The sequence below is a fragment of the Paraglaciecola polaris LMG 21857 genome (assembly GCF_000315055.1).
GTDB classification, from domain to species: domain Bacteria; phylum Pseudomonadota; class Gammaproteobacteria; order Enterobacterales; family Alteromonadaceae; genus Paraglaciecola; species Paraglaciecola polaris.
In genome coordinates, this window is sequence record NZ_BAER01000017.1 from 15,661 (window position 1) to 40,408 (window position 24,748).

Below are 24,748 nucleotides of genomic sequence, written 5' to 3' on the forward strand. Positions count from 1 at the left end.
GAGGTCATCTCAATGCTATCCGCTGTTAGGCAGTGCAGTATTAATGCCACAGGGGCAGCGCAATATTTTTAAGACTTGTAGGGTAAGCGACTGATTTTATTGCACCAAATTAACGATACTAGCCAGTATATTGCACAAAAAGTACTCGTTTCGTTTTTCACTCTGGCCAAAATTGCCACATAACCTCAGGGGATGGTAGTTATTGTGAATAACGAATTTAACTGAGTAAGCCAAAGCATATTAGCCCGACGATAGTTGAAATTAAAAAGCTTAAAATAGCCCCTTCTTTGACCATGTCTTTTATCTCAACTTCACCCGTCCCATAAGCAATAGCATTAGGCGCTGTGGCAACAGGTAACATAAAGGCGCAACTTGCAGCCATCGCCGCAGGGATCATAAACAACGCAGGATCATTGCCCGATGACATAGCCGCAACCGCTAAAATAGGCATCAGCAAGGTAGCGGTTGCTGTGTTGCTGGTGATTTCAGTGAGGTAGGTCACAATTAAGCAAATGGCTAAAATAACCATGACTAAAGGTAGGCTTGTTAACCCCAGTAACCAATCCCCTAGAATTTGACTTAATCCCGATGCGCTAAATCCCTTGGCGAGAGCAATCCCGCCAGCAAACAATAGCAAAATTCCCCATGGGATCGTTTTAGCTGTTTGCCAATCTAATAAGCGGTCGCCTTTACCATTTGGCACAATAAACATCACCACAGCAGCAGTAAGGGCAATGGTGCTGTCGCCTGCATATGGAACATCAAACCAAGTACTCCAACCACCAAACGGCTCATTGCGGGTTATCCAAGCTAACGCAGTTAAACCAAATACCCACAAGGTACGGGATTCTTCCTTACGCCAAGGGCCGAGTTTTGGCAGTTCGATGTCGTGCTCAAGGGTGACATTTCGGGTTAACCACAAGGCAATAATAGGTAGGCTAACGAGCACAACGGGTACACCGACCTTCATCCAGGCAAGGAACCCAAATTCCTGTCCGGTTTGCTCTTGATAGATACCGGCGAAGATTACATTGGGAGGAGTGCCAATTAAGGTCCCTAAGCCCCCCACGCTGGCAGAATAGGCAATGCCGAGGATCAGAGCCACTTTAAGTTTCGGGTTATCTACATGGGATAACACAGCTAAAGCCATGGGCAGAATAATCAACACGGTTGCGGTATTTGAAATCCACATACTGAGAAAACCCGTCGCCAACACAAACCCCATCACCAGACGCCTGCCGCTGCTTACTCCTACCATACGCACCATGTATACAGCCAAACGTTCATGAGCACCACTGCGCTCAAGCGCAGTGGAAAGCATAAATGCCCCCATGAGAAGCAAAATAACATGGCTACCTAACGCCGAAGCGGCAGTGCCATGATCAAGCACACCAAACAAGGGTAACAAAGCAAAGGGAATAATAGATGTAGCAGGAATAGGTAGCGCTTCACTTACCCACCACACCACAGTCAATAACGTAATTGCTGCCGTAATCGCAGGTAGATAGTCCAATTCATAATGACGCAAAAACGCGTAGAGTCCAATGGCAAGTATAGGGCCAATCAATATAAAGTGCTGACGCGCTAAGTGCATTATGGTGAGTTCCCTATCGTTTTATCGCTAAAAAGTGCGTGCTAGCCGTTAGCTATATGTAAACGGCATATTAAGCTCGCGCGGGCATTCAACATAGATGAATGCCAAATTTGCTATCGGCAATTTAATGGTAATATTCAGCTAAACTGCGCTGTGCAAGAGTATATTCTTTGGTCTTTTTCAAAGCGTTAAAATCACCACAGGGTGCTTTGGCTAATTTAGCCAAGCGTGTATTAGTTGGCATATTACTCGGTAAGTTATCTATAACCTGTGCCGCGGCGTCAGGGTTGTTGCACACTAAAATCATATCGCATCCTGCGTGCAGAGCGGCTTTGGCTCGAGCGGCAAAATCACCAATAAACGCTGCCCCTTGCATGGATAGATCATCCGAAAATATGACCCCATCAAAACCCATTTGTTTACGTAGGTAAGTCTGCAGCCACACTTTGGAAAAACCCGCTGGCATATCATCTACTTCTGGGTACACCACATGCGCTGGCATAATACCGTCTAACAGACCTTTGGCATGTAACTGAGTGAAAATATACATATCGAGCTCAGCAATTTGCTCTAGGCTGCGACCATCGATCGGCATCGCAATATGAGAATCTTCTTTAACATTGCCATGACCGGGAAAATGTTTCCCTGTGGCCTTCATACCGGCTCGGTGCATGCCAGTAATAAAATGACTGGCTAAATTAATGAGCGGTTCGGGTTGGGTATGAAACGAACGGTCGCCAATGACATCGGACACGCCATTTAAATCAAGCACTGGGGCAAAACTAAGATCAATATCAAACGCCAAACACTCTGCCGCCATCAACCAACCAAAGGTGTCACAGTATTGTTCAGCCCTTGTCATGACTTCTGCGCTACGATTAAAGATATCGCCCATGGCCGGAATAGCACTAAAACCTTGACGGAAGCGTTGTACCCGCCCGCCTTCGTGATCCACACCAATTAGAATATTATTACGTGCTGATAAGCGAATTTGACCGATCAATTCAGCTAATTGTTTTTGATCATGATAGTTGCGGCTAAATAAGATAACGCCGCCGACTAGGGGATGATCGAGTAACTCTTTATCGTCAGGTGTAAGTTCACAACCTGCGACATCTAACATTAATGGACCCATGGAAAATCTTATAACTTGTTGAATTAGATGCACTATAAGAGAACACAGAGAAGAAACAAAGGGTCAATACACACAATATGCAGATATTAACCATTCGGTCCCTGCCGATTGCGTTAAAAGAATGACCGCGCAATTAAATATTGAACACAAATCAATCGTTAGAAGGCATAGTAAAATCATAGACATAAAAAATTATGACTTTCACCACTGGGGATGATTATACTAACCCAAATGCGTTATTTTAATGAGTTACTATGGGTTTTCACACCGTTGGATTGATAGGCAAACAAGCCCATCAGGGAGCCAATTTAAGCTTACAAGCACTGATTGTTTATCTTAAAAACAAGGACTGTCGGGTGATTGTGGAGCAAAGCTGCGCATCACAATTGAAAGGCAATGGATTTGAGATAGCGGATCTGAACACCATAGGTACCCAAGCAGACCTAGCGATTGTGGTAGGTGGCGACGGTAACATGCTGGGTGCGGCAAGAGTACTCGCTAAACATAACGTCGCTGTGGTGGGTATTAACCGGGGTAATCTAGGTTTTCTAACGGATATTAACCCGGATGATTTTGAACGCCAGCTAGACACCATATTCGACGGTGATTGCCAAACCGAGCAACGTTTTTTACTAGAGTTAGAAGTCTATCGAGGCGGAGAATTGCAAAGCACCAATTCTGCGGTAAATGAAGTCGTTATGCACCATGGCAAAGTCGCCCACATGATGGAGTTTGAAGTCTATCTAGACGAAAACTTTGTCTTTAGTCAGCGCTCTGATGGTCTCATTGTTGCCACACCAACAGGCTCTACGGCGTATTCATTATCAGGCGGTGGACCAATACTCACCCCAAATTTAGATGCCCTCAGCTTAGTACCTATGTTTCCGCACACGTTAAGCGCCCGCCCAATAGTGGTCGATGCAAATAGTACTGTACGCATTAAAGTATCCCCGGAAAATAAAGATAATTTGCAAGTAAGTTGTGACAGTCACATTGTGCTTGCTGTACTGCCCGGCGATGAAATTATTATTCGCAAAAACCCAGCCAAGTTATCGCTAATTCACCCTAAAGATTACAATTATTTCAACGTGTTACGCACGAAACTCGGATGGGGTAGTAAACTCTACTAATATCCTGCGGTAGAATAAATTTTAAGCGATCACTAGACAGCCGTAAAAATATGTATATATTTACAGTTACTGTATATATAAACATGTGTTGCGTATGTTACTTCATCTATCAATTCGTAATTTCGCGGTCGTTAAATCTTTAGACATCGATTTAGCCCAAGGTATGACGGCAGTAACCGGTGAAACCGGTGCTGGTAAGTCAATCTCAGTTGATGCATTAGGTTTGTGTCTAGGTGACAGAGCGGATGCTAGCTTTGTGCGCAGTGGCGCAAGTAAAGCTGAAATTTGCGCCACCTTTGACGTCAGTAATTTACCCCTTGCGCAGAAATGGCTCAAAGAGCAGGAATTAGACGATGGCAATGATTGCTTAATCAGACGTGTTATTTCCAGTGAAGGTCGCTCAAAAGCTTTTATAAATGGTTCATCTGTACCTTTGCAGCAACTTAAAAGCTTAGGGCAATATTTATTGAGCATTCATGGGCAACACGCTCATCAGCAAATACTAAAAGCCGATACGCAACGAGAACTACTGGATAACTTTGCCGAGCACCCTGCTCTTTTGGCAACGGTTGCAGATCATCATACTGCCCTTCAGCAAAAGCAAAAACGCTACCGAGAATTATTAGCAGGCCAGCAGCAACGCGCAGACCGCTATCAACTGCTGTCTTATCAGGTGTCTGAATTGGATGAGTTTGCGATTGGGGATGGCGAATTTTTTGAGCTAGAAATTGAGCATAAAAAACTCAGTAATAGCCAAACCTTATTAGAGCAAACGCAATTAAGTTTTTATCAACTTTACGAAGCGGATGATTTTAATGCGCTGTCAGCCGTACAACACAGTATTGAGCGTTTAACTGAGTTACAAGAGCACGACCCTACATTGGGCCCAATTGTAACCTTGTTAAACGAAGCAAGCATACAAATCGATGAGGCTGCACAAGAGCTTAGGAATTACACTGAGCAATTAGAAATTGATCCTATGAAAATGCAACAAGTCGAAGCGCGATATTCCCAAGCCTTAGACTTAGCCAGAAAGCATCAGGTTCAAGCGGAAGCGCTATATGCTTATCACAACAGTTTAGCCCAAGAGCTATCTCAGCTATCAGATGATGACGATCTTTTAGAAAGCATAAGAGATGAATTACTTGCACTTGAGAAGCAGTATTTTCTAAGTGCCGAGAAATTAAGTCAATCTAGGGTTAAGGCGGCGAGTAAATTAGCCAAACGAGTTGAAAGTGAAATCCATAAGATGAACATGGGTGACGCGATATTTAAAATAGAAGTGGAATATACCGCCCATAACGCCCCACAAAAATCAGGGTTGGATGGCATTCATTTTAAAGTATCAACCAACAAAGGCCAGGCACTCGATAAAATCGAGAAAGTGGTATCAGGTGGAGAGTTATCGCGCATTGGTTTAGCTATTCAAGTTATTAGCTCACACAGCAGTCAAGTCGCTACCATGATTTTTGATGAAGTTGATACCGGGATTAGCGGTTCAACGGCTTCAGTGGTGGGTCACTTATTACGTAAATTAGGCGAAACATGCCAAGTAATTTGTGTGACGCATTTACCGCAAGTAGCAGCCCGAGCGCACAATCAAATGTTTGTCACTAAGTTCAGTGATAAGAAAACCACAGAAACCCATATGATTTCTTTACAAGAAAATGAACGAATTGCCGAGTTGGCACGTCTACTAGCAGGAGACAAATTGACAGATTCTGCGCTCGCCAACGCCAAAGAGTTACTACAAATCAGTAATTCTTAACAATTATGCATTGATTAGGCTATCTTGGCTGAGTTAGGATGCTTCGCCTATCGACCTTTAGCGAAGTGCCTGTAGGGTCATTATTTACCTAACAGCTGAGATATTAAATAAGAATGAAGTTTAGAAATTTATTGGTGGTAGTTGCCGCCGCTTTGATGTTGTCTGCTTGTGCTGACTGGATTTATCGAATTGACGTTCCTCAAGGTAACTTTTTGGACGAGCGAGATGTCAAAAAATTGCGTATCAACATGACAAAAGAGCAGGTCGAATACGTGCTTGGTAAGCCTGTTGTTGAAGACTCGTTTGATCACGACACTTGGTACTACCTTTACCAAATGAAACGTGGCATGGCCAAGCGCGGAAAAGATTTTCGTAAGGAACTAAAAATTCACTTTTTAGATAATCATATTAACAAAATCACGGGTGATTTTGAGTTGTCTGAAGACTTCAATACTCCCCTTGATGAGTAATAACTGAACAAGTTAGTACCTTAATATCGATTGGCCTTTTCTGTTGTCTTCATCATGAATAATACAGAAAAGGCCCCTTACCTTTTGTACGCACTATTTTCGTCCCTACGCCTGATTTATTCCCCGTCACTTCTATTGTCTGCTTAGTGAATGCTTATTTCGCTGACGCCAATCTTGAATTATATTTTCGTCTTTGATTTCCTCAGCCGTAATTTACTGGGTATTGTCATAAAAAGATCGGTAATTCAGGCTAAAATTAGCCGAGTTGCTGATAGTTGTGGCATAATATGCGCCGAATTTTTCCTCAGTCTCGTCTCGCCCTTTTCAAAAGGCTGAAGTGCATTAGCAACTTCAGATTAAGTGCATTCAGTAACTAGGAATAACACTTTTCACCTCAAATATTCGGAAGAAAACATTGTTAACGACCGCAAACATCACTATGCAATTTGGCGAAAAGCCATTGTTCGAAAATGTATCAGTCAAATTTGGTAACGGAAATCGTTACGGCCTGATCGGCGCCAATGGCTGTGGTAAATCAACCTTCATGAAAATTTTAGGGGGAGATTTAGAGCAATCAGCCGGTAATGTATCCACTGATCCAGGGGAACGTATCGGTAAGCTGAAACAAGATCAATTTGCTTACGAACAATACAGCGTCATTGATACAGTAGTGATGGGTCATAACGAGCTGTGGAAAGTAAAAGCAGAACGTGACGCAATTTATGCTAATCCAGACATGACGGAAGAAGATGGCATTCGCGTTGCAGATTTAGAATCCGAATTTGCTGAAATGGATGGATACACATCTGAAGCAAGAGCAGGTGAGTTACTGATTGGCGTTGGCATTCCCGTTGAACAGCATTACGGACCCATGAGTGAAATCGCTCCAGGCTGGAAACTACGTGTATTGCTTGCTCAAGTTATTTTCTCTGATCCTGACATCATGTTGCTCGACGAACCAACCAATAACTTGGATATTAATACCATTCGCTGGCTTGAGGATGTCCTTAACGAGCGTAACTGCTCCATGATAATCATTTCCCATGACCGTCACTTTTTAAACAGTGTATGCACCCACATGGCTGATTTAGATTACGGTGAAATTCGTCTTTTCCCAGGTAACTATGACGAATACATGACCGCATCAACGCAAGCCCGAGAACGTTTGGTGTCTGATAATGCCAAGAAAAAAGCTCAAATAGCTGAACTACGCACCTTTGTAAGCCGTTTTTCTGCTAATGCATCAAAATCTAAACAAGCTACGTCCCGTGCAAAGCAAATTGATAAGATCAAACTAGATGACATTAAGCCTTCTAGTCGACAAACACCTTTCATTCGTTTCGAACAAACCAAAAAGCTCCATCGTCTCGCGTTAGAAGTTACCGGCCTGAGCAAGTCGTATGACAAAGAGTTATATAACGGTTTAGATTTAATGGTAGAGGTAGGTGAGCGCATTGCGGTTATCGGTGAGAACGGTTTAGGTAAAACGACTTTATTAAAATGCTTAGTCGGCGATACTGATTTAACCGCGGGCGAAGTGAAATGGTCTGAAAATTCTAACATTGGTTACTATGCTCAAGATCATGCCCATGAATTCGAAAAAGAAATGACGCTGATGGAATGGATGTATCAGTGGGCCCAGGAAGGGGATGACGAGCAAGTCATGCGCGGTACATTAGGTCGACTATTATTCTCACAAAATGAAATCACTAAGTCCGTAAAAGTGATCTCCGGGGGAGAGCAAGGAAGAATGATGTTTGGCAAACTAATGCTCCAACGTGCAAACATTTTGGTGATGGATGAGCCGACCAACCACATGGATATGGAGTCCATCGAATCATTAAACCTAGCACTAGAGAACTATGCAGGTACCCTTATCTTTGTCAGTCATGATCGCGAATTTGTATCCTCGGTTGCCACACGTATTATTGAAATTACGCCAAATGGCATCGTTGATTTCCGCGGCAATTACGAAAGCTATTTAGAAAGTTTAGGGGCTTAATTCCCCTACTTCCGCTTTACAGTGAGATACAAAAAAGCCTGAATCACATAAATGTAATTCAGGCTTTTTTTGTCAAATTAGGGCACTTACACCCTTATTTTTGATTAGGCGTTAACTAACCATTTTACAAATTGCTTAGCTTCATTTGCATTAGCAAATCTGGTATTTTGACGACCTTCTTTGTCGGCAAATGCCACGCTTTGTTTGTTTACAGAAATTGAATGCACTGGGTGCATGACACGGATCTGCGAACCGTTATATAAATAAGACATAATAAAACTCTCTTTCAATAAGCGCGATAAATTTATCCCGCGAAATTCAACGAAGCTTCACTATAGATTTGACGATTACTTTGCGACTTTATATAAGTCTAGGAGTGATAAATAGCAAGCACATACTCGCTCATTCGCCGTTCAATAATTCAGCTTAATATTTTTGTTTTTTAAATGCTGGCTGACTGGATCAAGGTAAGACAAAACATTAACAAGCGACCGAAATGGTCACAATGCTTATAAATGCGGAGGATGATTTACAAGCAAGGCAGCACATTACAGTGTTTTAAAAATAAAGGCAATAGCTAATTTAGTAATATTTAATGCTATTATCGCACATCGGTTCTTTACCATTAGAAATATCTATGCCTACTAAAATTGCTGTCTTTGTAGACGTGCAGAATATCTATTACACCACTCGAGACGCATACAAAAAGCAATTTAATTATCGTACATTTTGGCAACACCTAAGTGCGCAAGGCGATATTATGATTGCCAATGCCTATGCGACAGAACGCCATGATACCCAGCAGCAAAAATTTCAAGCGGCACTGAAGCACATAGGTTTTAACGTAAAATTAAAACCCTTTATTCAGCGCAGCGATGGTTCCGCTAAAGGTGATTGGGATGTGGGGATCACCATAGATGTACTAGACGCCGCGGAGCAGGTAGATCGCGTTGTGTTGCTGTCAGGGGACGGCGATTTTGACCTACTTCTTAAAACAGTAAAAAACAAGCATGGGGTCGACACCCATGTGTATGGCGTCCCATCTTTAACAGCAAACTCATTGGTGAACGCTTGTGATACGTTTGTCGAAATCGATAAATCATTGCTTCAGTAAACCTTTAAATACGCCAATAGGAGTCTACCGATTGCCAACGACAGACCCCTTCACATTACCCCCATAGCAATATGATGAGTTAAAATAGATGTGAAACAATAAAGGCAAGGCTGTATGCCAGCATGCCATAGCCCACAAACAACCCCCATGCAATATTTTTACTGCCTGTTTCGCCCTTAAGTGTCGCGACCGTGGCCACACATTGCAAGGCAACTACATAGAAAATCAGCAATCCTAGCCCTGCCCCAAGCGTAAGGCCATCAGCTTGGATATTGGCCGCTAGGCCTGCGATATTCTCGTCAGCGCCTTCAATACCAAATAGCGTACCTAATGCGCCAACAAAAACCTCTCTCGCTAAGAATGAGACTAAAATTGCGACCCCATAACGCCAGTCTAATCCTAACGGTGCGAAAATCGGCTCGATCCACTGCCCTATCATCGCTAAGTAAGAATCCTGCAGTGCATGCTCTGGGCTGGGAAAGTAGCCTAAAAACCATATGACCACAGAAACCACAAAAATAACCGGACCCGCACGGCGAATAAACTGCTTCGCACTGGTGAGCACTCTTAACATCAAGGGCTTCCAGTGGGGTAAACGATAATTCGGTAGCTCTAGGATAAAGGGCATTTCAGCCTTATCGCTGTCGCGATCAGTAAATTTATTGAGCAAAACGCTGACCGTAAGTGCGGTGAATATACCTAAGAAATACAGGACAAAAAATGCGCTGCCTTGAAGGCTAAACAAGCCACCGAGATAGGTAGTATCAGGGATAAGAACCGCTATAAGCAGCGCATAAACAGGTAAACGAGCAGAGCACGACATTAGTGGTATCGTCATCATGGTGATCAAACGCTTACGAGGCGACTCTATCGTTCTGGCCGCCATAATTGCAGGGATCGCACACGCATGCCCGGATAGGTATGGAATAAAGCTGCGCCCTGATAGTCCAAAATAGCTTAGTGGTTTATGGCATATCAAAGCGGCTCTGGCTAAATAACCGCTGTCTTCCAGTAACCCTATGATAAAGGTCAGAACCATTATTTGCGGCACAAACACAAGGAATGAACCAAATCCACCAAATAACGCATCCTGTAAAAAATCGTTAACTATTCCAGGGCCAATGGAAGAAGTAACCACCTGGGCCAACAACCCAATCAAACTTTCAACGCCGTCCATTAGGGGGGTGGCCCAAGTAAATATACTTTGGAATAATGGCTATTTGCATTCTAGGGTTGGAATTGCCTTTTTTAAATTCAATTCTTATTTCTAATACCTAGTGCTTGGTTGGTTGGATTTATCGAACTAAGTGTATGTTTCTTGCAGCTATGGTCTGGTTGGTTTGAGTGCTTTTTTTCTAAAAATTGCTTGTGATATTATCTAATCTAATGAGTGAGTGGCATTGAGCCACCCTAGCTTAGCTTTCACGTGTATTTTTGAGGGACTTGTTGAACAAATAGTTGAACGTTCTCGGTACGCGTTGATCAGATCGTCGAGTCAAGCCGATTGTCAATGGCCATTAACACCGATACCGTACACCATAATGGGCAGTGTCAAATACCGAGTTAAAAACTGGTCTAAACACAATAAAGCCTTTAAATCTCGGAGCTCTGTAACTTTCTGGCGAGAAGAGAAAGCTACCGCTCAGTGGTAGCATGATCCACCGAACGGTGAAGATAAAGTTCCACGTCCCGCGGGTCCTGTAACGCACGTAGTTTTTGATGCTACGGGGCTGAAAGTTTTGGTGAAGGCGAATGGAAAGTCCACAAACACGCCTAGGAAAAGCGCCGTACCTGGCGTAAACGTTGAAAGCGAACAGGTAGTGTGCGAAGAAATCTCGCTAGTCAATGTTGGGGACAATGAGGTTCTCCCAACCATGCTAAAAAGATGGAGCGGCAAAAGTAGGCAACGTTGTCAGTGACGGAGCCTACGACACACAAAATGCTACCGAGAAATCTCTCGTAAGAAGACAGTAACCCTATACCCCGGCGCCGCAATGTCAGGTACTGGTGTTGACAGCGTGGCAACTATCCGAGAAACGACGCAGTTAAGTTTTTGAAGCAAGGGCAGTTGGCGCAATGGAAGCATGTGTCAGCAACAATTCTAAATGTCCGGACATTTTAAGTTGGTGTTGACACATGGCACCGTCTCACCACCAGCGCTCATTAGTGGAATCCGCGATGTGGCGATTCAAAAGCTACAACGCGCAGGTAGGAGAGGACTAGTGCGAGTAGCCGTACTTAATAAATCAACCCGCCTTGGGATGCCTGTGAGGGAAATGGCGCGCTAACCCTATGAATAGGGAAAGGAGCCATTTTATCCTCGACATTGATGCGATAAACAAGGCCATTAAATATTCTCATGAGGTTGAGAATATGCAAGAAGAAACTAAAAATAATCCTTATGCATTAATAGTTTGTACTGACCAAAAATTATTTTAGCTCAAACTATTGACCGACAAATATCTTGACCGATTATGTGGTTCACGCGGCACTTAGCAAATATTTACCGAAACCAAAGGTGGTGTGAGAAGTGCAAAGTGAAAAGGGCTTCGAAAGCCATTTGCGGTAAACAACCTTACAATTTAATAGAACGTAACTCCCAATTAGAAGGTATTACTCCAAGTTAAACCGAAAAAATCGAGGCCATCATTAGGACTATCAATGTCTGCATTTGAATAGTGCACGTATGCCAGCGTTAATCGTGCATTTGAATAAGCCGAATACTGCCAACTTAACCCAATGCGGTCTTCAAACTGAAAACGCGTGGATAAACGTCGGTCGCCCAAGCGCGTGCCATCCAGATAACTGCCGCCAATACCGGCTTCCACATACAGCGGACGAGGCCCATCGGTAAGCTGCCATGCCAACACTGGGCTAATCGTCAACGCAAAAACATTATCTGAACGGTCATTGGAGTTTTGCCAATTGTTTAACGCACCTTCAATATGCAGCTTTGGACCTCCCAACCACGTCCAATCCTCCAATATTGACAGCCGGATATCAGTAACCCGGTACCCAACGCGTGCACCACGCAACTGATCCGTTGAGTACGAACCCGCCATATGCCACTCGTCCGCCTGTGCTGATGCTGAATTCATCAACCCCCAAAAACCAAAGACCATAGCCACAATTAATGCCAAAAATCCTTTGCTCATGCACCCTCCACTTTGCCTACAATCCGGCAGAGCATTCCAAACCAGAGATGAAATTATATATACATACGTAAATGTATGTAAATAGAACGGCAGCAACTACAACACGGTCTTCAACTCAAAATTGCCTGTGGGACTCCGTTTGACTCTTTGAAAGAAGCCAAAACGAGAGAATATAATAGCTTCTTGTCTAACTACCTATCAGAAGGTAGAATAATCATCAAATGGTTATTAATCAATAAAGGTGTTCCAATGAAAATTTATGAAACCACAGGGTTTCCGAACCCACTTCGCGTTCGCATCGCCCTTGCGGAAAAAGGTGCCACCAACAAAGTGATATTTGTCCCAGTAGATGTAATGGGTGGTGAACACAGAACCAGTGCTTTCAAGGCAAAAAACCCTGATGCCACCGTACCATTATTAGAGCTGGACGATGGCACCTGCATTGCGCATTGTAATGCTATAACCGAATACTTGGACGGTATCTTTGACGGACCATCCCTTACAGGCACGTCATCTAAAGAGCGTGCAGTTATCGCGATGATGAATATTCGTGCTGAATCCGGATTGATGAATGCGGTGGGCGCGTATTTTCACCACGCAACTCAGGGCCTAGGGCCCGATCTTGAGACATGGCAATGTCCTGACTGGGGTAGTAAGCAGAAAGAGGTCGCCCAGTTGACCATGACCTATCTCGACGGAGTACTCACAGAAAGTGACTTTGTCGCAGGTAATCGTTTCACGGTAGCGGATATCACAGCTTATGCTGGACTAGCATTTGCGGAGTTTGCCAAGGTTGAAATTCCCGAGAACCTACGCGCTCTTAGGGCCTGGCGTGACCGGGTAGCGGCCCGACCGTCGATTAATGGCTGATATTTGTATCTTATGGCTTGTCAGACAAATTAACAAAAGGACACAGCATGGAAATAAATGCAGATTTCACAAAATCCGTAGTTATTGATACCGACCAGCTGCTATGGCGTCCTTCGCCAGTGAAGGGGGTCGAGCGTAGAATGTTGGATCGCATCGGTGACGAGGTGGCTCGTGCCACCAGTATTGTGCGTTATGCGCCAGGCAGCCAGTTCTCTGCGCATACTCACGATGGTGGCGAGGAATTCATCGTACTTGACGGGGTGTTTCAGGACGAGCACGGGGATTATCCCACGGGAACCTATGTGCGGAATCCTCCGACGACATCTCATGTGCCCGGCTCTGCCGAGGGCTGTACAATTTTTGTCAAGCTCTGGCAGTTCGATCCTGAGGATCGAAATCAATTCAAAAAAAACATGGAAGCGGAACTGAATGCGTCAGTGGAGGGGGTTGCCACCTCGCTCCTACATGAGGACGGGCGAGAAGCGGTGACATTCCACAAGCTTGACTCCGGCGCTACTTTGAATTCTAACGCAGTCGGCGGGATTGAGATGCTAATACTGGACGGCGAAGTCATGATAAACGATGATATATTGAGTAAGAATGCTTGGCTGCGCCTACCCGAGGGAGAAGCGTTGTCAGCAAAAGCTGGGGGCCTTGGGGCGAAAATCTGGATGAAGACTGGGCACCTTCGGTTTGTCAGGGCCCCCGAGGTGTAATTGACCGGGGCCTAAACACTAACTACATCAACCATTAGATATTTATGAACCGTGATACAAGAACAACCCTGCTTGACATCGCAGAGTACAACGCTCGGTCAAGGGGCTTTGATGGGTTTAGCTATGCCGATCTTGCTGTAGCCGTTGGCATTAGAAAGGCTTCCATTCATTATCATTTTCCGACTAAGGCGGATCTATCCGATCATCTGATCGTTCGGTATCACACCAGTTTGAAAGAACGCCTAGCTGAAATAGAGAACGACCATCTTAGCGCTGACGAACGTCTGATGGCTCTCATCAGATTATACCGAGAGGCACTGAATGGAGGCCAAACTGTCTGCCTTTGCGTTGCGTTTTCAATATGCCGAGAACGCATTTCCGAAAAGGTTGTGATACGGGTTGGTGCGGTTCGAGCAATGCTGCTGAAATGGATTAAAAGCAATTTTGAACTGGGTCTGAAAGACAGGTCCATTTCGCTCATTACTGCTCCCGAAGAAGAAGCCTGTGCGACATTAGCAATGTTGGAAGGAGCTCACCTAGCGGCTCGCACAGCACAAGACACGGCGCCGTTTGATGCTGCAATACAAATGTTGCTGGGTAGATGCCGACAAAGTGCTCGGAAAGAATAATTGATTGACATCTGAGTTCTAATGAAAAGACCCGACAATAAGTCGGGACATTAACCTGTTATAAAGAGGTGTAACATGACCACTGATAAAATACCGAACTTCGAACAAAATCATATACGCTACAGAGCTCTCGGAAACTCCGGATTGATGGTCTCTGAACTCTGTCTTGGAACCATGACCTTTGGTGGTGACGAAGATATTTGGGGTCTAATTGGGCAACTGCGGCAGGAGCAAGCTGACGAGCTTGTAAGAATAGCCCTGCAGGCCGGCATCAACTTCATCGATACGGCTAATATTTATGGTCTCGGCGCTAGTGAGCTTATCGTCGGGCAATCCTTGAAAAACCTCGGAGTTCGCCGAGAGGATGTCGTTTTGGCGACCAAGGTGCTCGGCCCTATGGGCGAGGGGCCCAATGCCCGTGGAGCGTCCCGTGGCCACATCATGAACGAGTGCAAGGCAAGCCTAAGTCGTTTGCAAACTGACTATATCGACTTATACCAGATCCATGGCTTTGATCCGGCCACTCCAATCGAAGAAACGCTGGAGGCACTCAACACCCTGGTACAACAGGGGTATGTGCGTTATGTAGGCTTGTCCAACTGGGCCGCTTGGCAGGTCATGAAGGCCATCGGTATTAGCCAGGCCCGAAATCTGTGCCCAGTGACTTCGCTGCAGGCCTACTATACCCTAGTTGGCCGCGAGCTGGAGCGGGAAGTTATCCCCATGCTATCGTCGGAAAAGGTAGGGTTGATGGTGTGGAGTCCACTAGCCGGTGGTTATCTTTCCGGCAAATACGAAGGTCCTGACGTGTCCGAGGAGAACCGTCGTGCCAAATTCGATTTTCCTCCAGTTAACCGTGAACGGGGCAGAGACATTATAAAAGTAATGCGTGAGGTGGCCGACGGAAAGCAGATTGACGGAGAACCGGTCAGTGTGGCTCAAATTGCACTAGCCTGGTTACTTCACCAAGAGTCTGTCTCCAGTATTATCGTTGGTGCCAAGCGACCAGAGCAGCTGAAAGCCAATATCCGGGCCGCACAGATCCGATTCTCTGATGACGAGCGTAAAGCTCTGGACGAGGTGAGTCGTATACCGGAGGAGTACCCGGGCTGGATGATGGAAATGATGGCCGGGTACCGAAATTCTTCTAAGTTCTGAATTCGATCGTGACCCTCTGCACACAATTCGCTGCGTCCTAGCGGCGCAGCGGTTCAATTAAGTTCTGAATTCGATCGTGACCCTCTGCACACAATTCGCTGCGTCCTAGCGGCGCAGCGGTTCAATGATGAAAATCGTGAGCGACCAGAATTCGCAGTGTTCAGGATTGAAGCCCTTATGAGTCATGAAGTTCTTCTTGTTCGGCGGCGATTGTCGGGAGTAACAACTGAACCTGACCACTAGCGATCGGTTTGCTTTTATCGTTCTGCCAGCAGGTCACACTGACCAAGCTGGACCGCCTGCCTTGCCGAACAATTTCTGCGCTCGCGAAAGTCGATTGGGCCTTCGCGGAACGAAGATAGTTTACGTGGCTGTCGATGATACGCGGGCAACGTTTATCTCTATCTTTGCTCTGTGCAGCCACCCGAGCGGTGAGTTCAATCAGGGCTCCAACTACACCTCCATGGAGGGCTGGTAGCATGAAGTTGCCAATCAGCGTTTCATTACACGGCAAGTAAACCAATACAACTGCATCACCGCACTGTACCTGAAGTCCAAGGTGCTGTGCGTAGGGAATACGCTCCAACAGAGCTTTCCAGTCAGCACATTTCTCCCTACTTTCTGCAGCGCGCGATCTTTGTTGTGCCAAATCATCTGTCTTACTCATACGCTGTTCTTCTTTAATCCATTTGAGTGGAATTGCTGTCCATGAGTGTTTCTCATGAAGGTGGCCTTTGCCGTAGCCAATAATTCGCTATCAGCCTCGCAGAAAATGTCGCAATCAATGAACGCGACCTGGTCTGTTAAATGACGACAGGTAGCTACAGCCAACAGGGCTCGGTCGCCGTTGGCAGGCCGCAAATAATCCATGCGCAGATCCAGCGTAGCAATGGGCATCAACTCCATGGCCCCTGCAATTACGGCCAAGCCTCCGGCGGAGTCTGCCAGCGAATAAAGTAAGCTGGTGCAGATTTCTTTCGTATCCTCTTGCGCGAACATCCATGACTGTGGAGTCAGACGCATACGGACCTGGTCTCGGTCTACCGAGACGACCTGAATGCCGAGAGCTCTAGCGTGAGGAACCTGCTCAGTGAACTGGCACGCAGCCGTAACAACATGACTGTGCTGGAGTCTGCTTAGCTCGTTCATCAAAGCTGCCCAGCTAGGTATGTATTTCTTGCAGGCGCGGAAGTTTTGGAGATCAGTTGAATTCTATAGGTCATGAAGATAGCGTTCTCTTGTGGATAACGTTGTTTACGGATTCTGGTTGATTAACTGATCAAAAGTCAAACACTTTGTTGAACTAAACGGAATGGGACCGGCGCAATGGCGTACGGTCATTGCAACGAGCCTTACCGCAAGCTTATCGTCAAAATGCGTTGTAAACTGATCCTGAAACGAGTTTCTAAGTTTGGCAATGTCCATGTGCTTTCATATTCTTTTAGTCGAGTTCACCGCTCTCTGCCTGCTTTAGCAACGTTGGAATATGCGGACCATACTCGACCTTACCTCTGCCTGTACGGATGCCACTACCAACCTTGCGAGCTTCACCTGAATACAGCGTTTTTGCGCGAATGATGTCGTAACTGTAACCACGGCCGAGTCGGTTCGACATTTTTATCAAACCATTCAACCCTTCGGTATAAGCATTCGTGATAGGGAACGGTGCATCCCAGTACGCAAAAATATCGTGATAGTGGTTATGGACCGTTTTCACCAGCTTTTTGAAAGGCTCCATGCCATGAGGAGGGAGGCTGTTTTCCCAAGCTTCAAATGCGTTTTGCGCTTTTTGTTTGTCTGGCTCATCGTAGATCCCAAAAAAGCTTTCCTTGAAATCGTATGCTATTGCCAGCTCAGGAATAGCTTGGCGCACGACAGCCAACGCATTTTGCTCCGCAGGCGATAGATTCCCGGGTCGTTTAAGTGTAAGCCAGCGGATCGACTTTTTGACGTGAATGCGCTGCTCTCTACTCAATTGAGCTTGGTATTTTTTACGCTCCTCTTCTAACGCTTCTGAGGCCATCTTCACAACATGAAATTTGTCGATAACGAGCTTTGCGTTTGGCAGGTACTGGGAAAACGAACGTTTAAACGGTCGCCACATATCCGTACAAACCCATTCAACCTTTTCTCTGTCGGGGAGGTCTTTGAAGAAGGGCTTGAGGTGGTCTTGTGTACGGTGCTCCAGCATGTCAAAAACGTTATTGGTTGCCAAGTTGGTAATGACACAACGATAACCACCTGCAAGGTTTACTTCATCAATTCCCATAATGATTGGGGTTTCATAGCGAACCGTTTGTTCGAGCTCCTGAATTAAATCGTGGGCGATATTTTTGACGGTATTAACGGCAACCCCTGTCTGGTCGGCCAAAGCGCGAAAGGTGGTACTCAGGCATTGCTGACGGATAACATCAACCAAACGCTTGGTAGCACGGCGCTTATCGTCGAGAAAGCTAAGTTCAGGCATGGCCATCTTGCCGCAGGATTCGCAGCGAAAACGAGGTCGTTTAATTTCAAGTCGAACAGGCTCCATATACAAAGGCGTGTCAGAGAATTTATTGACGCGTGTACCGTGCTTGTGCATTGGGATATCGCAGGCGGTGCACATTGGCACGTCAATAACATCAGGCTCAGCCACTATAATTAGCGCTTTGCTTTCTTTGTACATATCTACTGGCTTAATGCCCGGCAAATTCAGCAAATCAAGCATCAAGCTAGTCCATGTCCAAATCTATGTTTTTGTTTTCACGCAGCATGTCATAGACAACATCGACGAGCGCAATCATGCCTTGGCGGTCTGACTTGAGAACCTGCGTGGCCAGCTTCTGGTGGCTCGATAAAGCACGAACGACCGCTTGTTGCACCGCTCCCGGAAGATTTCCCTTTAACGCCTGCTCTCGCGAGTTACTCTCGACCTGAGCCATAACAACATCGCTTTCACCTGCTATGGATTTTATCTGGTTGACGAATGCCACCTGATCTTGAATCGGTGTTGCTTCCCCAAAGAGGCTATTAAGCCTGTCGATGATCTCTTTAACGAACTTCGGCTTGTCGCCTGTCACGCCACCGCCGCCGGGGCCGACTGGTTTAAGTACGGGGGCATTACTATCTTCGTCAACAGCGTCGGAGCGGGCTTTGATATCAAACCCTGTCAGCACCAAGCCTGTTAAATCAACAGTTTCGGGCGCTTCATGCATTATTCGCTTCTGAAGCAGCTTTGCAAAAGCCGCAAAATTCTCTAATTCAGGATCACCAAAGTCTATCAATTGCGCAATATAAGAATAGGTTCGACAAAAGCGCCCAAGGTCGGATTTAAAGCCCATTAACGTCTTAATTTGCTCTGCGTATTCCTCTTGATGGTGATCAGCAGACTTCATACCCGCTTCATCGCCTTTTGCGTGAGCCTTTTGGAAAGCGGCTTCCCATGTAGACATGCCATCACGAAGCATCTTCATTTTGTCGTTATAGAGGTTCGTCGCATCGCTGGTCGCTGCATACAGGGCTTTGTGCTGTGGTGATTTTGTGTGTGTAATATCCCGTATGGTTTTGAACCGAGCCTCTTTGAACGCGGCTAAGTCCTTTTCATCGTACAGGCTGTGTTCATCGAGGCGCTCTTTGATCTCATACACCACATTCAGATTCTGGATTTCATCAATTTTTGCCCCTTGGTCATAGGTCTCAAAAGCCATACGAACGTTCTCTGGGTCATTTACAAAGTCGATGATAAACACCTCATCCTTGCCCGGTGCCATGCGGTTAAGACGAGCGAAGGTCTGCACAATCTCTACGTGGTTGGCTATTTTTTTATCCACATACATAGCGACCAACTTGGGTTGGTCAAAACCCGTTTGGAACTTATCGGCCACTAACATGACGCGATACTCGGGCCTGTCAAATGCAAAGCGTAAGTCTTGTCCCTGAGCGCTTGGGTTCATTGACGATTCGGTGAACTCTTCGTTTTCATCACAAACGAAAATGTCATCCCCCAACAACCCATCATCTTGATGCATGACCTGTTTGCCCATCATCTTGCCTGAAAAGGCCACCAGTGAGTGAATGAAGCCATACTCACTGTGTTGCTCTATGTATCGGTCGAACGCCTTCTTATAGCGTATAGCGGCTGCACGAGAGCTGGTTACGACCATTGCCTTGGCTTTACCGTCAAGACGATGAGCAACGTTCTTCGTAAAGTGTTCAATAATGAACTGAACTTTTTGGGTCACGTTGGTTGGATGCAACGCCATCCATTGCGCCAAAGCTCTTTTTGCAGCCTTTCCACTTACACGCTTACTGTCTTCAAGTTGTTTTGAGAGGTTAAACGCAGTTTGATAAGGCACGTAGCCTTTAAGCACGTCTAAGATAAACTTCTCTTCAATGGCTTGGCGCATGGTGTACTTGTGAAATGCAACCGGGGGATTGTCATCGGATACGGGCTGAGAGGGATCTTCTGGGCGGCCAAATAGCATCAATGTAGAGTGCTTTGGCGTACCAGTAAACGCAAAGTAACTGATATTGTCAGGACGAGCGCGTGATTTTTGTAATTGCTCCAGAATTTCGTCTACGGTCATCGTGGACATTTTTCCCTGACCACTCATGCCAAGGGCGGCTTGCAATTTAGCTGCGGTCGAGCCCGTTTGCGAATTGTGAGCCTCATCAATGATTACGGCAAAGTTTTTACCTTTCAGGGATTTGTCGGTAATGATGGCTTCCATCGCATAGGGGAAGGTTTGAATCGTTACAACGACAATTGGCGTTCCAGCTAACAATGCTTCGGACAGTTGCTTACTTTTCGGCTTGGAAGACTTTTCTCTGTCTATCGCTGCAATAACCCCAAACTGATGGTCAATTTGCTTTACCGCATCCTGTAATTGGCCGTCCAGTACATTCCGGTCTGTCACGATGATGACACTGTTAAATATCGCGTCACCATTATCTTCGCGCAGCTTCACTAAATCGTGCGCTGTCCATGAAATGGTACTTGTTTTTCCTGAGCCAGCACTGTGATCAGCTAAATAGGTCATGCCAGCACCATTTTTGCGTGCATCGGCGAGCATGGCATTAACCGCTGTCCATTGGTGAAAACGTGGGAAAATAAGGGTTTCTTTCTTAGACCAGTTGCCTTGAATGTCCACCACATCCTTTTTTTCGACATACACAAAACTATGGAAAATACGCAGCCATGCATCGGGTTGGCAGACGTCTTCCCAAAAGTACGCAACCGGATACTCCTGCGTTCCGTCAGGTTTAATCTCTCCCGGAGGATTTCCGGCATGAATCGCGCCGTCTTCGTCTTTGCGGCCTTTGTTAAACGGCAAGAAAAAGGTGTTTTCACCTTCCAGCTTAGTTGCCATCATGATTTCGGAGTCGGACATTGCAAAATGCACGACAGCGCCCCGTTTAAAGGTTAGTAGTGGTTCTTTGCGCTTAGTTTTTGGGTCGAATGGCAAGCGGTCATTTCGATACTGATCCATAGCAGCTTCGGCAGATTGAGTAAAATCGGTTTTAAGTTCTACCGTGGCCACAGGAAGGCCATTGATGAACATCACCAAATCAATCGCAAACTCACGAGCAGGGTGATACTTCAACTCAGGCACTACACGCAGTATATTGGCCTTGTAGCGGTTGGTCACGGCTTCGTTACGCTTGTCTTCAGGCGCGGTCTCGGTCATTTCAATCAGACCGCAGCCTGCAATAGAGAAGCCCTGACGTAATACATGCATGGTTCCATGCTGCTCAAGTGCCTTGCCTAGGCGCTCAATAAGAACAGATAGCGTTCTTGCTCCATTCAGGCGCTCAAGTTTGTCCCATTTATCCTGCTGGCCACTGCTTTTGATCCAGCTTTCAATGTCTTCAGGATACAAGGCCCGCTCGGTGTCGAAGTGCTTGGTCTCGCCCAACTTCCATCCCTGTTCGAGTAATCGCTCAACGATGTAGTGTTGAAAATGTTTTTCCTGATGCGCTGACGAATCCATTTATTCTTCTCCTCGCAGATCAATTTGACCAGTTACTGCGGCGGTAATAAAAGCGGCTCTGCGCTCAGTAAGTAGCGCAACGCTGTGTTGTGTTTTTTCAATAAGCGCATCAATTCTTGCTGTTTGCTGGTTCAGGTATTGTGCTATGCGCTTCTGCTCTTCTAACGGCGGTTTCGGTAATTTCACTTGTCGAAAATTGCCATAATTCAAATCTTGTCCATCGCGTATAAAGCTGGATGTAGCCTGCAATCCTTGAATATAAGCGCTGGATTTAAAGAGATACGCGAAATAATCGACGTCCGCTTCATCAGAGGCTTTTAGAACAACATATGATGACCGGACACAGCCGCGAGCTTTTACTCTCTCTATACCACCTTGGAAGCTACGCATACTTATCACAAAATCATCGAGTTCAACGTGTTTGCGCTTTTCTAGGTTTTTAATGGCATGGGTAACTTGCCGATTCTCTAGTCGCTCATATTCGGATAAAGGTATAACGCCATATTTCTGAGTCGCAGACAAGTGTTGGTCATCTTCGCGGGCTGTTTCTTTGCTCTCAGCGAACAACCAAATACCCGGAACGACCTCCCAATGAGACGGCACTTGCTCAACCCACTTAATACCAGACTCTTGGAGGTTCGCGTTTTTTACAATGCCTGTTGTAACACTATGGGTAATGAGCGCCTGTCGTTTTTCTTTTAACAGCTCGACAAATTTATTTTTTTTGGATACTAACTTATCGATACGTTCGATTTCTTTGTCGATTTCCGCAGATATTACAGCTTGCTCGTTGTAAGGCGGTATCGCAACCTTAAAAACTTGGAAAAGTTCTGACGGAACCCTCTTTAAACCCCCTGTGCCGGTCATCTCTGAAATGGCTATTCTTCTGAATTGGTCTTCTTGCAACCGATAATAAAGGAAGCGGGTGTTGATGCTGCTTTTAGCTCTTATTACATTTATTTCTGTAGAGCCAAAGCCTATCCGATTAGTTAAATCGGCCGCGACCGCGATGTTTCTGTTTTCGAAACATGGTGTCACCTTCGCAATTAAAATGTCACCATCAGAAAAATAGCTATAGCCTTCATACACCTCATCGACTACTCGTATCTCATCCAAAACAATGGTGTCTGTTTTTAACTTCTCCATCGGCAAGAAAGAGCATAAGGCGTAACGTCTATTTGCAACGGCTGATTTCGTTGGATTTAAATCAAAGAGATATTTAAATCGCGTAACACTCCAATGTTTCGGAATTTCACCAAGCCAAGCAACATTAGATTCTTTAAAACGTGAATAGGTCGCATGGTACTTCATTCTGTTGCCAACTCAGCTAAAAGAGCAGCTATCTCGGCCTCAACTTCTTTCAACTCTGTGTCAATATCACGCAACTTACGTGGTTGCTGATATTCATAGAAGAATCGGTTGAAGTTGATTTCATAGCCGACGCGACCAAGCTTCTTGTCTTTATTGTCGATAAAGCTTTCATCAATGTATGCATCAGGCACATGAGGAAGCACTTCACGAGCAAAATACTCGTCAATGCTGTCCATGTAAGGAACGTTTTCATAATCAGTTAAGTCAGTATCGGCTATGAAATTACCTTTAGCATCCGTAACTGGTTCTGCGTCGGCATTCTTATGGCCAAACGCATCAACTAGCGCTGTAACGAATGCCTTTGGGGCTTTAAGTTTTAGCGCCTTTGCCTCTGGTGTTTTAGCTGTGTCTTTCGCAAAGCTATCTGCCCATTGGTACGGCAGCGTCTCGCCTGTAAACGGCTTTAGCGCGTTTAGCCAGAATGACTGGTGCTCAGCAGGTAACTTGCCCCATGCTGCTTCGTCTTGCAGACGTTTCAATCCTGCATCATCCAATTGAAGCTTCATTCGCAAAGGGCGCAGCACTTTAATGCGCCGATAACCAAAGGTACGGTAATCCAGCATGCGAGATAGCTCATCATTTTCGCCCGCCGCATAGATTTCTAAAATTTGTCGCTGCTGGTCATCGCTTACGATTCGACGTTTGTTACCCTCGTTTTTAATGGGTGACCACAAGCTGGTTGCATTAATGAGCTGTACTTTCCCTTTGCGTTCATCCGCCTTTTTATTGGACAAGACCCATAAGTAGGTTGCTATGTTTGTACGGAAGAATATATCGGTTGGCAAAGCCACAATAGCTTCTACCAAATCTTTCTCTAAAAGCCACCGACGGATCTCTGATTCACCAGAGCCAGCGCCGCCATTAAATAGCGGGGAGCCGGATAGGACAATTGCCGCACGACCACCACCGTTATCTGGTAACTCTAACTTGCTAGCCAGATGCATAAGGAAAAGCATTGAGCCGTCACTAATTTTGGGAAGGCCGGGACCAAAACGGCCTAGCTCACCTTTTTCGTGCTCACTCTCAACTGCCTTTTTATCCTTTTCCCACTTCTTGCCAAACGGTGGGTTGGATAAGCAATAGTGAAATCGCTCACCAGCAAACTGATCGTTAGACAAGGTACTGCCTTGGCGAATGTTCTTGGATAAGTCACGACCGGGGTCGGACTCCAATCGACGAATTAGCATACCTGCTACACATACGGCATGCGTTTCAGGTTCTAGTTCTTGGCCATGAGGAACGAGCACAGGAGGGATTTTTCCACTGCTCCCATACTCACTCACATGGTTCATGGCATCGGTCAGGAATCCACCAGTGCCGCAGGTCGGATCGTAAAGCGTGCGAATTAGACCGGGACTGGCTTCAAAAAGGGCATCATCAGGATCAAGCAGGAGCGCTGTTGCTAAGTGAACAATGTCACGAGGTGTCATGAAATCCTCAGCGCCTTCGTTAACCTCTGCACCAAAGCGGCGGATCAAGTGTTCATAAATATTGCTCATCACTCGGTCTGGAACGGCGTCAGGGTGTAAGTCTATGCCCGCAAAGTTCTGGCAAATCTTATATAGCAATCCAGCCTTTTCCAGCCTGATTATCGTGTTACCGAATTCAAACTCCTCAAAGATAGCTCGCGCATTATCAGAGAATAGCGCAATGTAATCTTCGAG

At 45.7% G+C, this 24,748-nt stretch carries 19 protein-coding genes and 2 pseudogenes; 10 read left to right on the forward strand and 11 right to left on the reverse strand.

Features of this window, described 5'->3' with window-relative positions; all coding sequences use genetic code 11:
- Window positions 1-217: 217 nt before the first annotated feature.
- Window positions 218-1,594 carry an SLC13 family permease gene (locus tag GPLA_RS02055; RefSeq protein ID WP_007103146.1) on the reverse strand — a complete coding sequence of 459 codons (1,377 nt, stop codon included), beginning with the start codon at window positions 1,592-1,594 and terminating at the stop codon, window positions 218-220.
- A gap of 124 nt (window positions 1,595-1,718) precedes the next feature.
- Window positions 1,719-2,717 (reverse strand): beta-N-acetylhexosaminidase, encoded by a 999-nt coding sequence (gene nagZ, locus GPLA_RS02060; RefSeq protein WP_040513832.1) that lies wholly within the window; start codon window positions 2,715-2,717, stop codon window positions 1,719-1,721.
- Window positions 2,718-2,983: 266 nt separating this feature from the next.
- On the opposite strand from nagZ, the gene nadK reads away from it, so the two are divergent.
- From nadK to GPLA_RS02080, 4 genes are all read left to right on the forward strand, one after another.
- Window positions 2,984-3,859, forward strand: coding sequence for an NAD(+) kinase (gene nadK / locus GPLA_RS02065; RefSeq protein WP_007103148.1), 876 nt, complete (start codon window positions 2,984-2,986; stop codon window positions 3,857-3,859).
- A gap of 94 nt (window positions 3,860-3,953) precedes the next feature.
- The gene (gene recN, locus GPLA_RS02070; RefSeq protein ID WP_007103149.1) at window positions 3,954-5,627 is read left to right on the forward strand and encodes a DNA repair protein RecN; all 1,674 of its coding nucleotides are present in this window, start codon (window positions 3,954-3,956) and stop codon (window positions 5,625-5,627) included.
- Window positions 5,628-5,740: 113 nt separating this feature from the next.
- Window positions 5,741-6,097: an outer membrane protein assembly factor BamE gene (locus tag GPLA_RS02075; protein WP_007103150.1), complete on the forward strand. Its 357-nt coding sequence runs from the start codon at window positions 5,741-5,743 to the stop codon at window positions 6,095-6,097.
- Window positions 6,098-6,512: 415 nt separating this feature from the next.
- Window positions 6,513-8,099 carry an ABC-F family ATPase gene (locus GPLA_RS02080; protein ID WP_007103151.1) on the forward strand — a complete coding sequence of 529 codons (1,587 nt, stop codon included), beginning with the start codon at window positions 6,513-6,515 and terminating at the stop codon, window positions 8,097-8,099.
- A 104-nt stretch (window positions 8,100-8,203) separates the two neighbouring features.
- Here the strand turns inward: GPLA_RS02080 and GPLA_RS23660 are convergent, their stop codons facing one another.
- Window positions 8,204-8,371 (reverse strand): hypothetical protein, encoded by a 168-nt coding sequence (locus GPLA_RS23660; protein ID WP_007103152.1) that lies wholly within the window; start codon window positions 8,369-8,371, stop codon window positions 8,204-8,206.
- A 365-nt stretch (window positions 8,372-8,736) separates the two neighbouring features.
- On the opposite strand from GPLA_RS23660, the gene GPLA_RS02085 reads away from it, so the two are divergent.
- Window positions 8,737-9,213 carry an NYN domain-containing protein gene (locus tag GPLA_RS02085; protein WP_007103153.1) on the forward strand — a complete coding sequence of 159 codons (477 nt, stop codon included), beginning with the start codon at window positions 8,737-8,739 and terminating at the stop codon, window positions 9,211-9,213.
- 79 nt (window positions 9,214-9,292) lie between these two features.
- Here GPLA_RS02085 and GPLA_RS02090 read toward each other — a convergent pair.
- Window positions 9,293-10,426 (reverse strand): annotated as a pseudogene (locus GPLA_RS02090) (nucleoside recognition domain-containing protein); the annotation flags it as partial.
- A gap of 328 nt (window positions 10,427-10,754) precedes the next feature.
- Here GPLA_RS02090 and GPLA_RS23665 point away from each other — a divergent pair.
- Window positions 10,755-11,501: pseudogene (locus tag GPLA_RS23665) on the forward strand (transposase).
- Window positions 11,502-11,816: 315 nt separating this feature from the next.
- Here GPLA_RS23665 and GPLA_RS02095 read toward each other — a convergent pair.
- Entirely contained in the window at window positions 11,817-12,368 is a 552-nt protein-coding gene (locus tag GPLA_RS02095) for an acyloxyacyl hydrolase (RefSeq protein WP_007103156.1), read from the reverse strand.
- Window positions 12,369-12,617: 249 nt separating this feature from the next.
- Here GPLA_RS02095 and GPLA_RS02100 point away from each other — a divergent pair, with 249 nt between their 5' ends.
- The 4 genes from GPLA_RS02100 (at window position 12,618) to GPLA_RS02115 (ending at window position 15,741) form a co-directional block, all read left to right on the forward strand.
- Window positions 12,618-13,238, forward strand: a complete 621-nt coding sequence (locus GPLA_RS02100) for a glutathione S-transferase family protein (RefSeq protein ID WP_007103157.1) — start codon at window positions 12,618-12,620, stop codon at window positions 13,236-13,238.
- A 47-nt stretch (window positions 13,239-13,285) separates the two neighbouring features.
- Window positions 13,286-13,954 (forward strand): cupin domain-containing protein, encoded by a 669-nt coding sequence (locus tag GPLA_RS02105; RefSeq protein WP_007103158.1) that lies wholly within the window; start codon window positions 13,286-13,288, stop codon window positions 13,952-13,954.
- A 44-nt stretch (window positions 13,955-13,998) separates the two neighbouring features.
- Window positions 13,999-14,583, forward strand: a complete 585-nt coding sequence (locus GPLA_RS02110; RefSeq protein WP_040513811.1) for a TetR/AcrR family transcriptional regulator — start codon at window positions 13,999-14,001, stop codon at window positions 14,581-14,583.
- Between the two features lie 75 nt (window positions 14,584-14,658).
- Window positions 14,659-15,741, forward strand: coding sequence for an aldo/keto reductase (locus tag GPLA_RS02115; protein WP_007103160.1), 1,083 nt, complete (start codon window positions 14,659-14,661; stop codon window positions 15,739-15,741).
- A 175-nt stretch (window positions 15,742-15,916) separates the two neighbouring features.
- Here the strand turns inward: GPLA_RS02115 and GPLA_RS02120 are convergent, their stop codons facing one another.
- The 6 genes from GPLA_RS02120 to GPLA_RS02145 all read right to left on the reverse strand — a co-directional run bounded on the left by GPLA_RS02120 (window position 15,917) and on the right by GPLA_RS02145 (window position 24,652).
- Entirely contained in the window at window positions 15,917-16,408 is a 492-nt protein-coding gene (locus GPLA_RS02120) for a PaaI family thioesterase (protein ID WP_008983531.1), read from the reverse strand.
- Window positions 16,405-16,890, reverse strand: a complete 486-nt coding sequence (locus tag GPLA_RS02125; protein ID WP_040513813.1) for a PaaI family thioesterase — start codon at window positions 16,888-16,890, stop codon at window positions 16,405-16,407. Before GPLA_RS02125 ends, GPLA_RS02120 begins: the two co-directional genes overlap by 4 nt.
- Window positions 16,891-17,182: 292 nt before the next feature.
- The gene (locus GPLA_RS02130; RefSeq protein WP_007103163.1) at window positions 17,183-18,451 is read right to left on the reverse strand and encodes an ISL3 family transposase; all 1,269 of its coding nucleotides are present in this window, start codon (window positions 18,449-18,451) and stop codon (window positions 17,183-17,185) included.
- Window positions 18,452-18,455: 4 nt separating this feature from the next.
- Window positions 18,456-21,713, reverse strand: coding sequence for a type I restriction endonuclease subunit R (locus GPLA_RS02135; RefSeq protein WP_007103164.1), 3,258 nt, complete (start codon window positions 21,711-21,713; stop codon window positions 18,456-18,458).
- Entirely contained in the window at window positions 21,714-23,024 is a 1,311-nt protein-coding gene (locus tag GPLA_RS02140) for a restriction endonuclease subunit S (RefSeq protein ID WP_007103165.1), read from the reverse strand.
- Window positions 23,021-24,652 carry an HsdM family class I SAM-dependent methyltransferase gene (locus tag GPLA_RS02145; protein ID WP_264370806.1) on the reverse strand — a complete coding sequence of 544 codons (1,632 nt, stop codon included), beginning with the start codon at window positions 24,650-24,652 and terminating at the stop codon, window positions 23,021-23,023. The genes GPLA_RS02140 and GPLA_RS02145 overlap by 4 nt, the downstream gene beginning before the upstream one ends.
- Between the last annotated feature and the right edge of the window lie 96 nt (window positions 24,653-24,748).

Coding starts and splice junctions, on each gene's coding strand:
- GPLA_RS02055 (WP_007103146.1), bottom strand. CDS start 1,594: ATGCACTTAGCGCGTCAGCACTTTATATTGATTGGCCCTATACTTGCC.
- nagZ (WP_040513832.1), bottom strand. CDS start 2,717: ATGTTAGATGTCGCAGGTTGTGAACTTACACCTGACGATAAAGAGTTA.
- nadK (WP_007103148.1), top strand. CDS start 2,984: ATGGGTTTTCACACCGTTGGATTGATAGGCAAACAAGCCCATCAGGGA.
- recN (WP_007103149.1), top strand. CDS start 3,954: ATGTTACTTCATCTATCAATTCGTAATTTCGCGGTCGTTAAATCTTTA.
- GPLA_RS02075 (WP_007103150.1), top strand. CDS start 5,741: ATGAAGTTTAGAAATTTATTGGTGGTAGTTGCCGCCGCTTTGATGTTG.
- GPLA_RS23660 (WP_007103152.1), bottom strand. CDS start 8,371: ATGTCTTATTTATATAACGGTTCGCAGATCCGTGTCATGCACCCAGTG.
- GPLA_RS02085 (WP_007103153.1), top strand. CDS start 8,737: ATGCCTACTAAAATTGCTGTCTTTGTAGACGTGCAGAATATCTATTAC.
- GPLA_RS02095 (WP_007103156.1), bottom strand. CDS start 12,368: ATGAGCAAAGGATTTTTGGCATTAATTGTGGCTATGGTCTTTGGTTTT.
- GPLA_RS02100 (WP_007103157.1), top strand. CDS start 12,618: ATGAAAATTTATGAAACCACAGGGTTTCCGAACCCACTTCGCGTTCGC.
- GPLA_RS02105 (WP_007103158.1), top strand. CDS start 13,286: ATGGAAATAAATGCAGATTTCACAAAATCCGTAGTTATTGATACCGAC.
- GPLA_RS02110 (WP_040513811.1), top strand. CDS start 13,999: ATGAACCGTGATACAAGAACAACCCTGCTTGACATCGCAGAGTACAAC.
- GPLA_RS02115 (WP_007103160.1), top strand. CDS start 14,659: ATGACCACTGATAAAATACCGAACTTCGAACAAAATCATATACGCTAC.
- GPLA_RS02120 (WP_008983531.1), bottom strand. CDS start 16,408: ATGAGTAAGACAGATGATTTGGCACAACAAAGATCGCGCGCTGCAGAA.
- GPLA_RS02125 (WP_040513813.1), bottom strand. CDS start 16,890: ATGAACGAGCTAAGCAGACTCCAGCACAGTCATGTTGTTACGGCTGCG.
- GPLA_RS02130 (WP_007103163.1), bottom strand. CDS start 18,451: ATGCTTGATTTGCTGAATTTGCCGGGCATTAAGCCAGTAGATATGTAC.
- GPLA_RS02135 (WP_007103164.1), bottom strand. CDS start 21,713: ATGGATTCGTCAGCGCATCAGGAAAAACATTTTCAACACTACATCGTT.
- GPLA_RS02140 (WP_007103165.1), bottom strand. CDS start 23,024: ATGAAGTACCATGCGACCTATTCACGTTTTAAAGAATCTAATGTTGCT.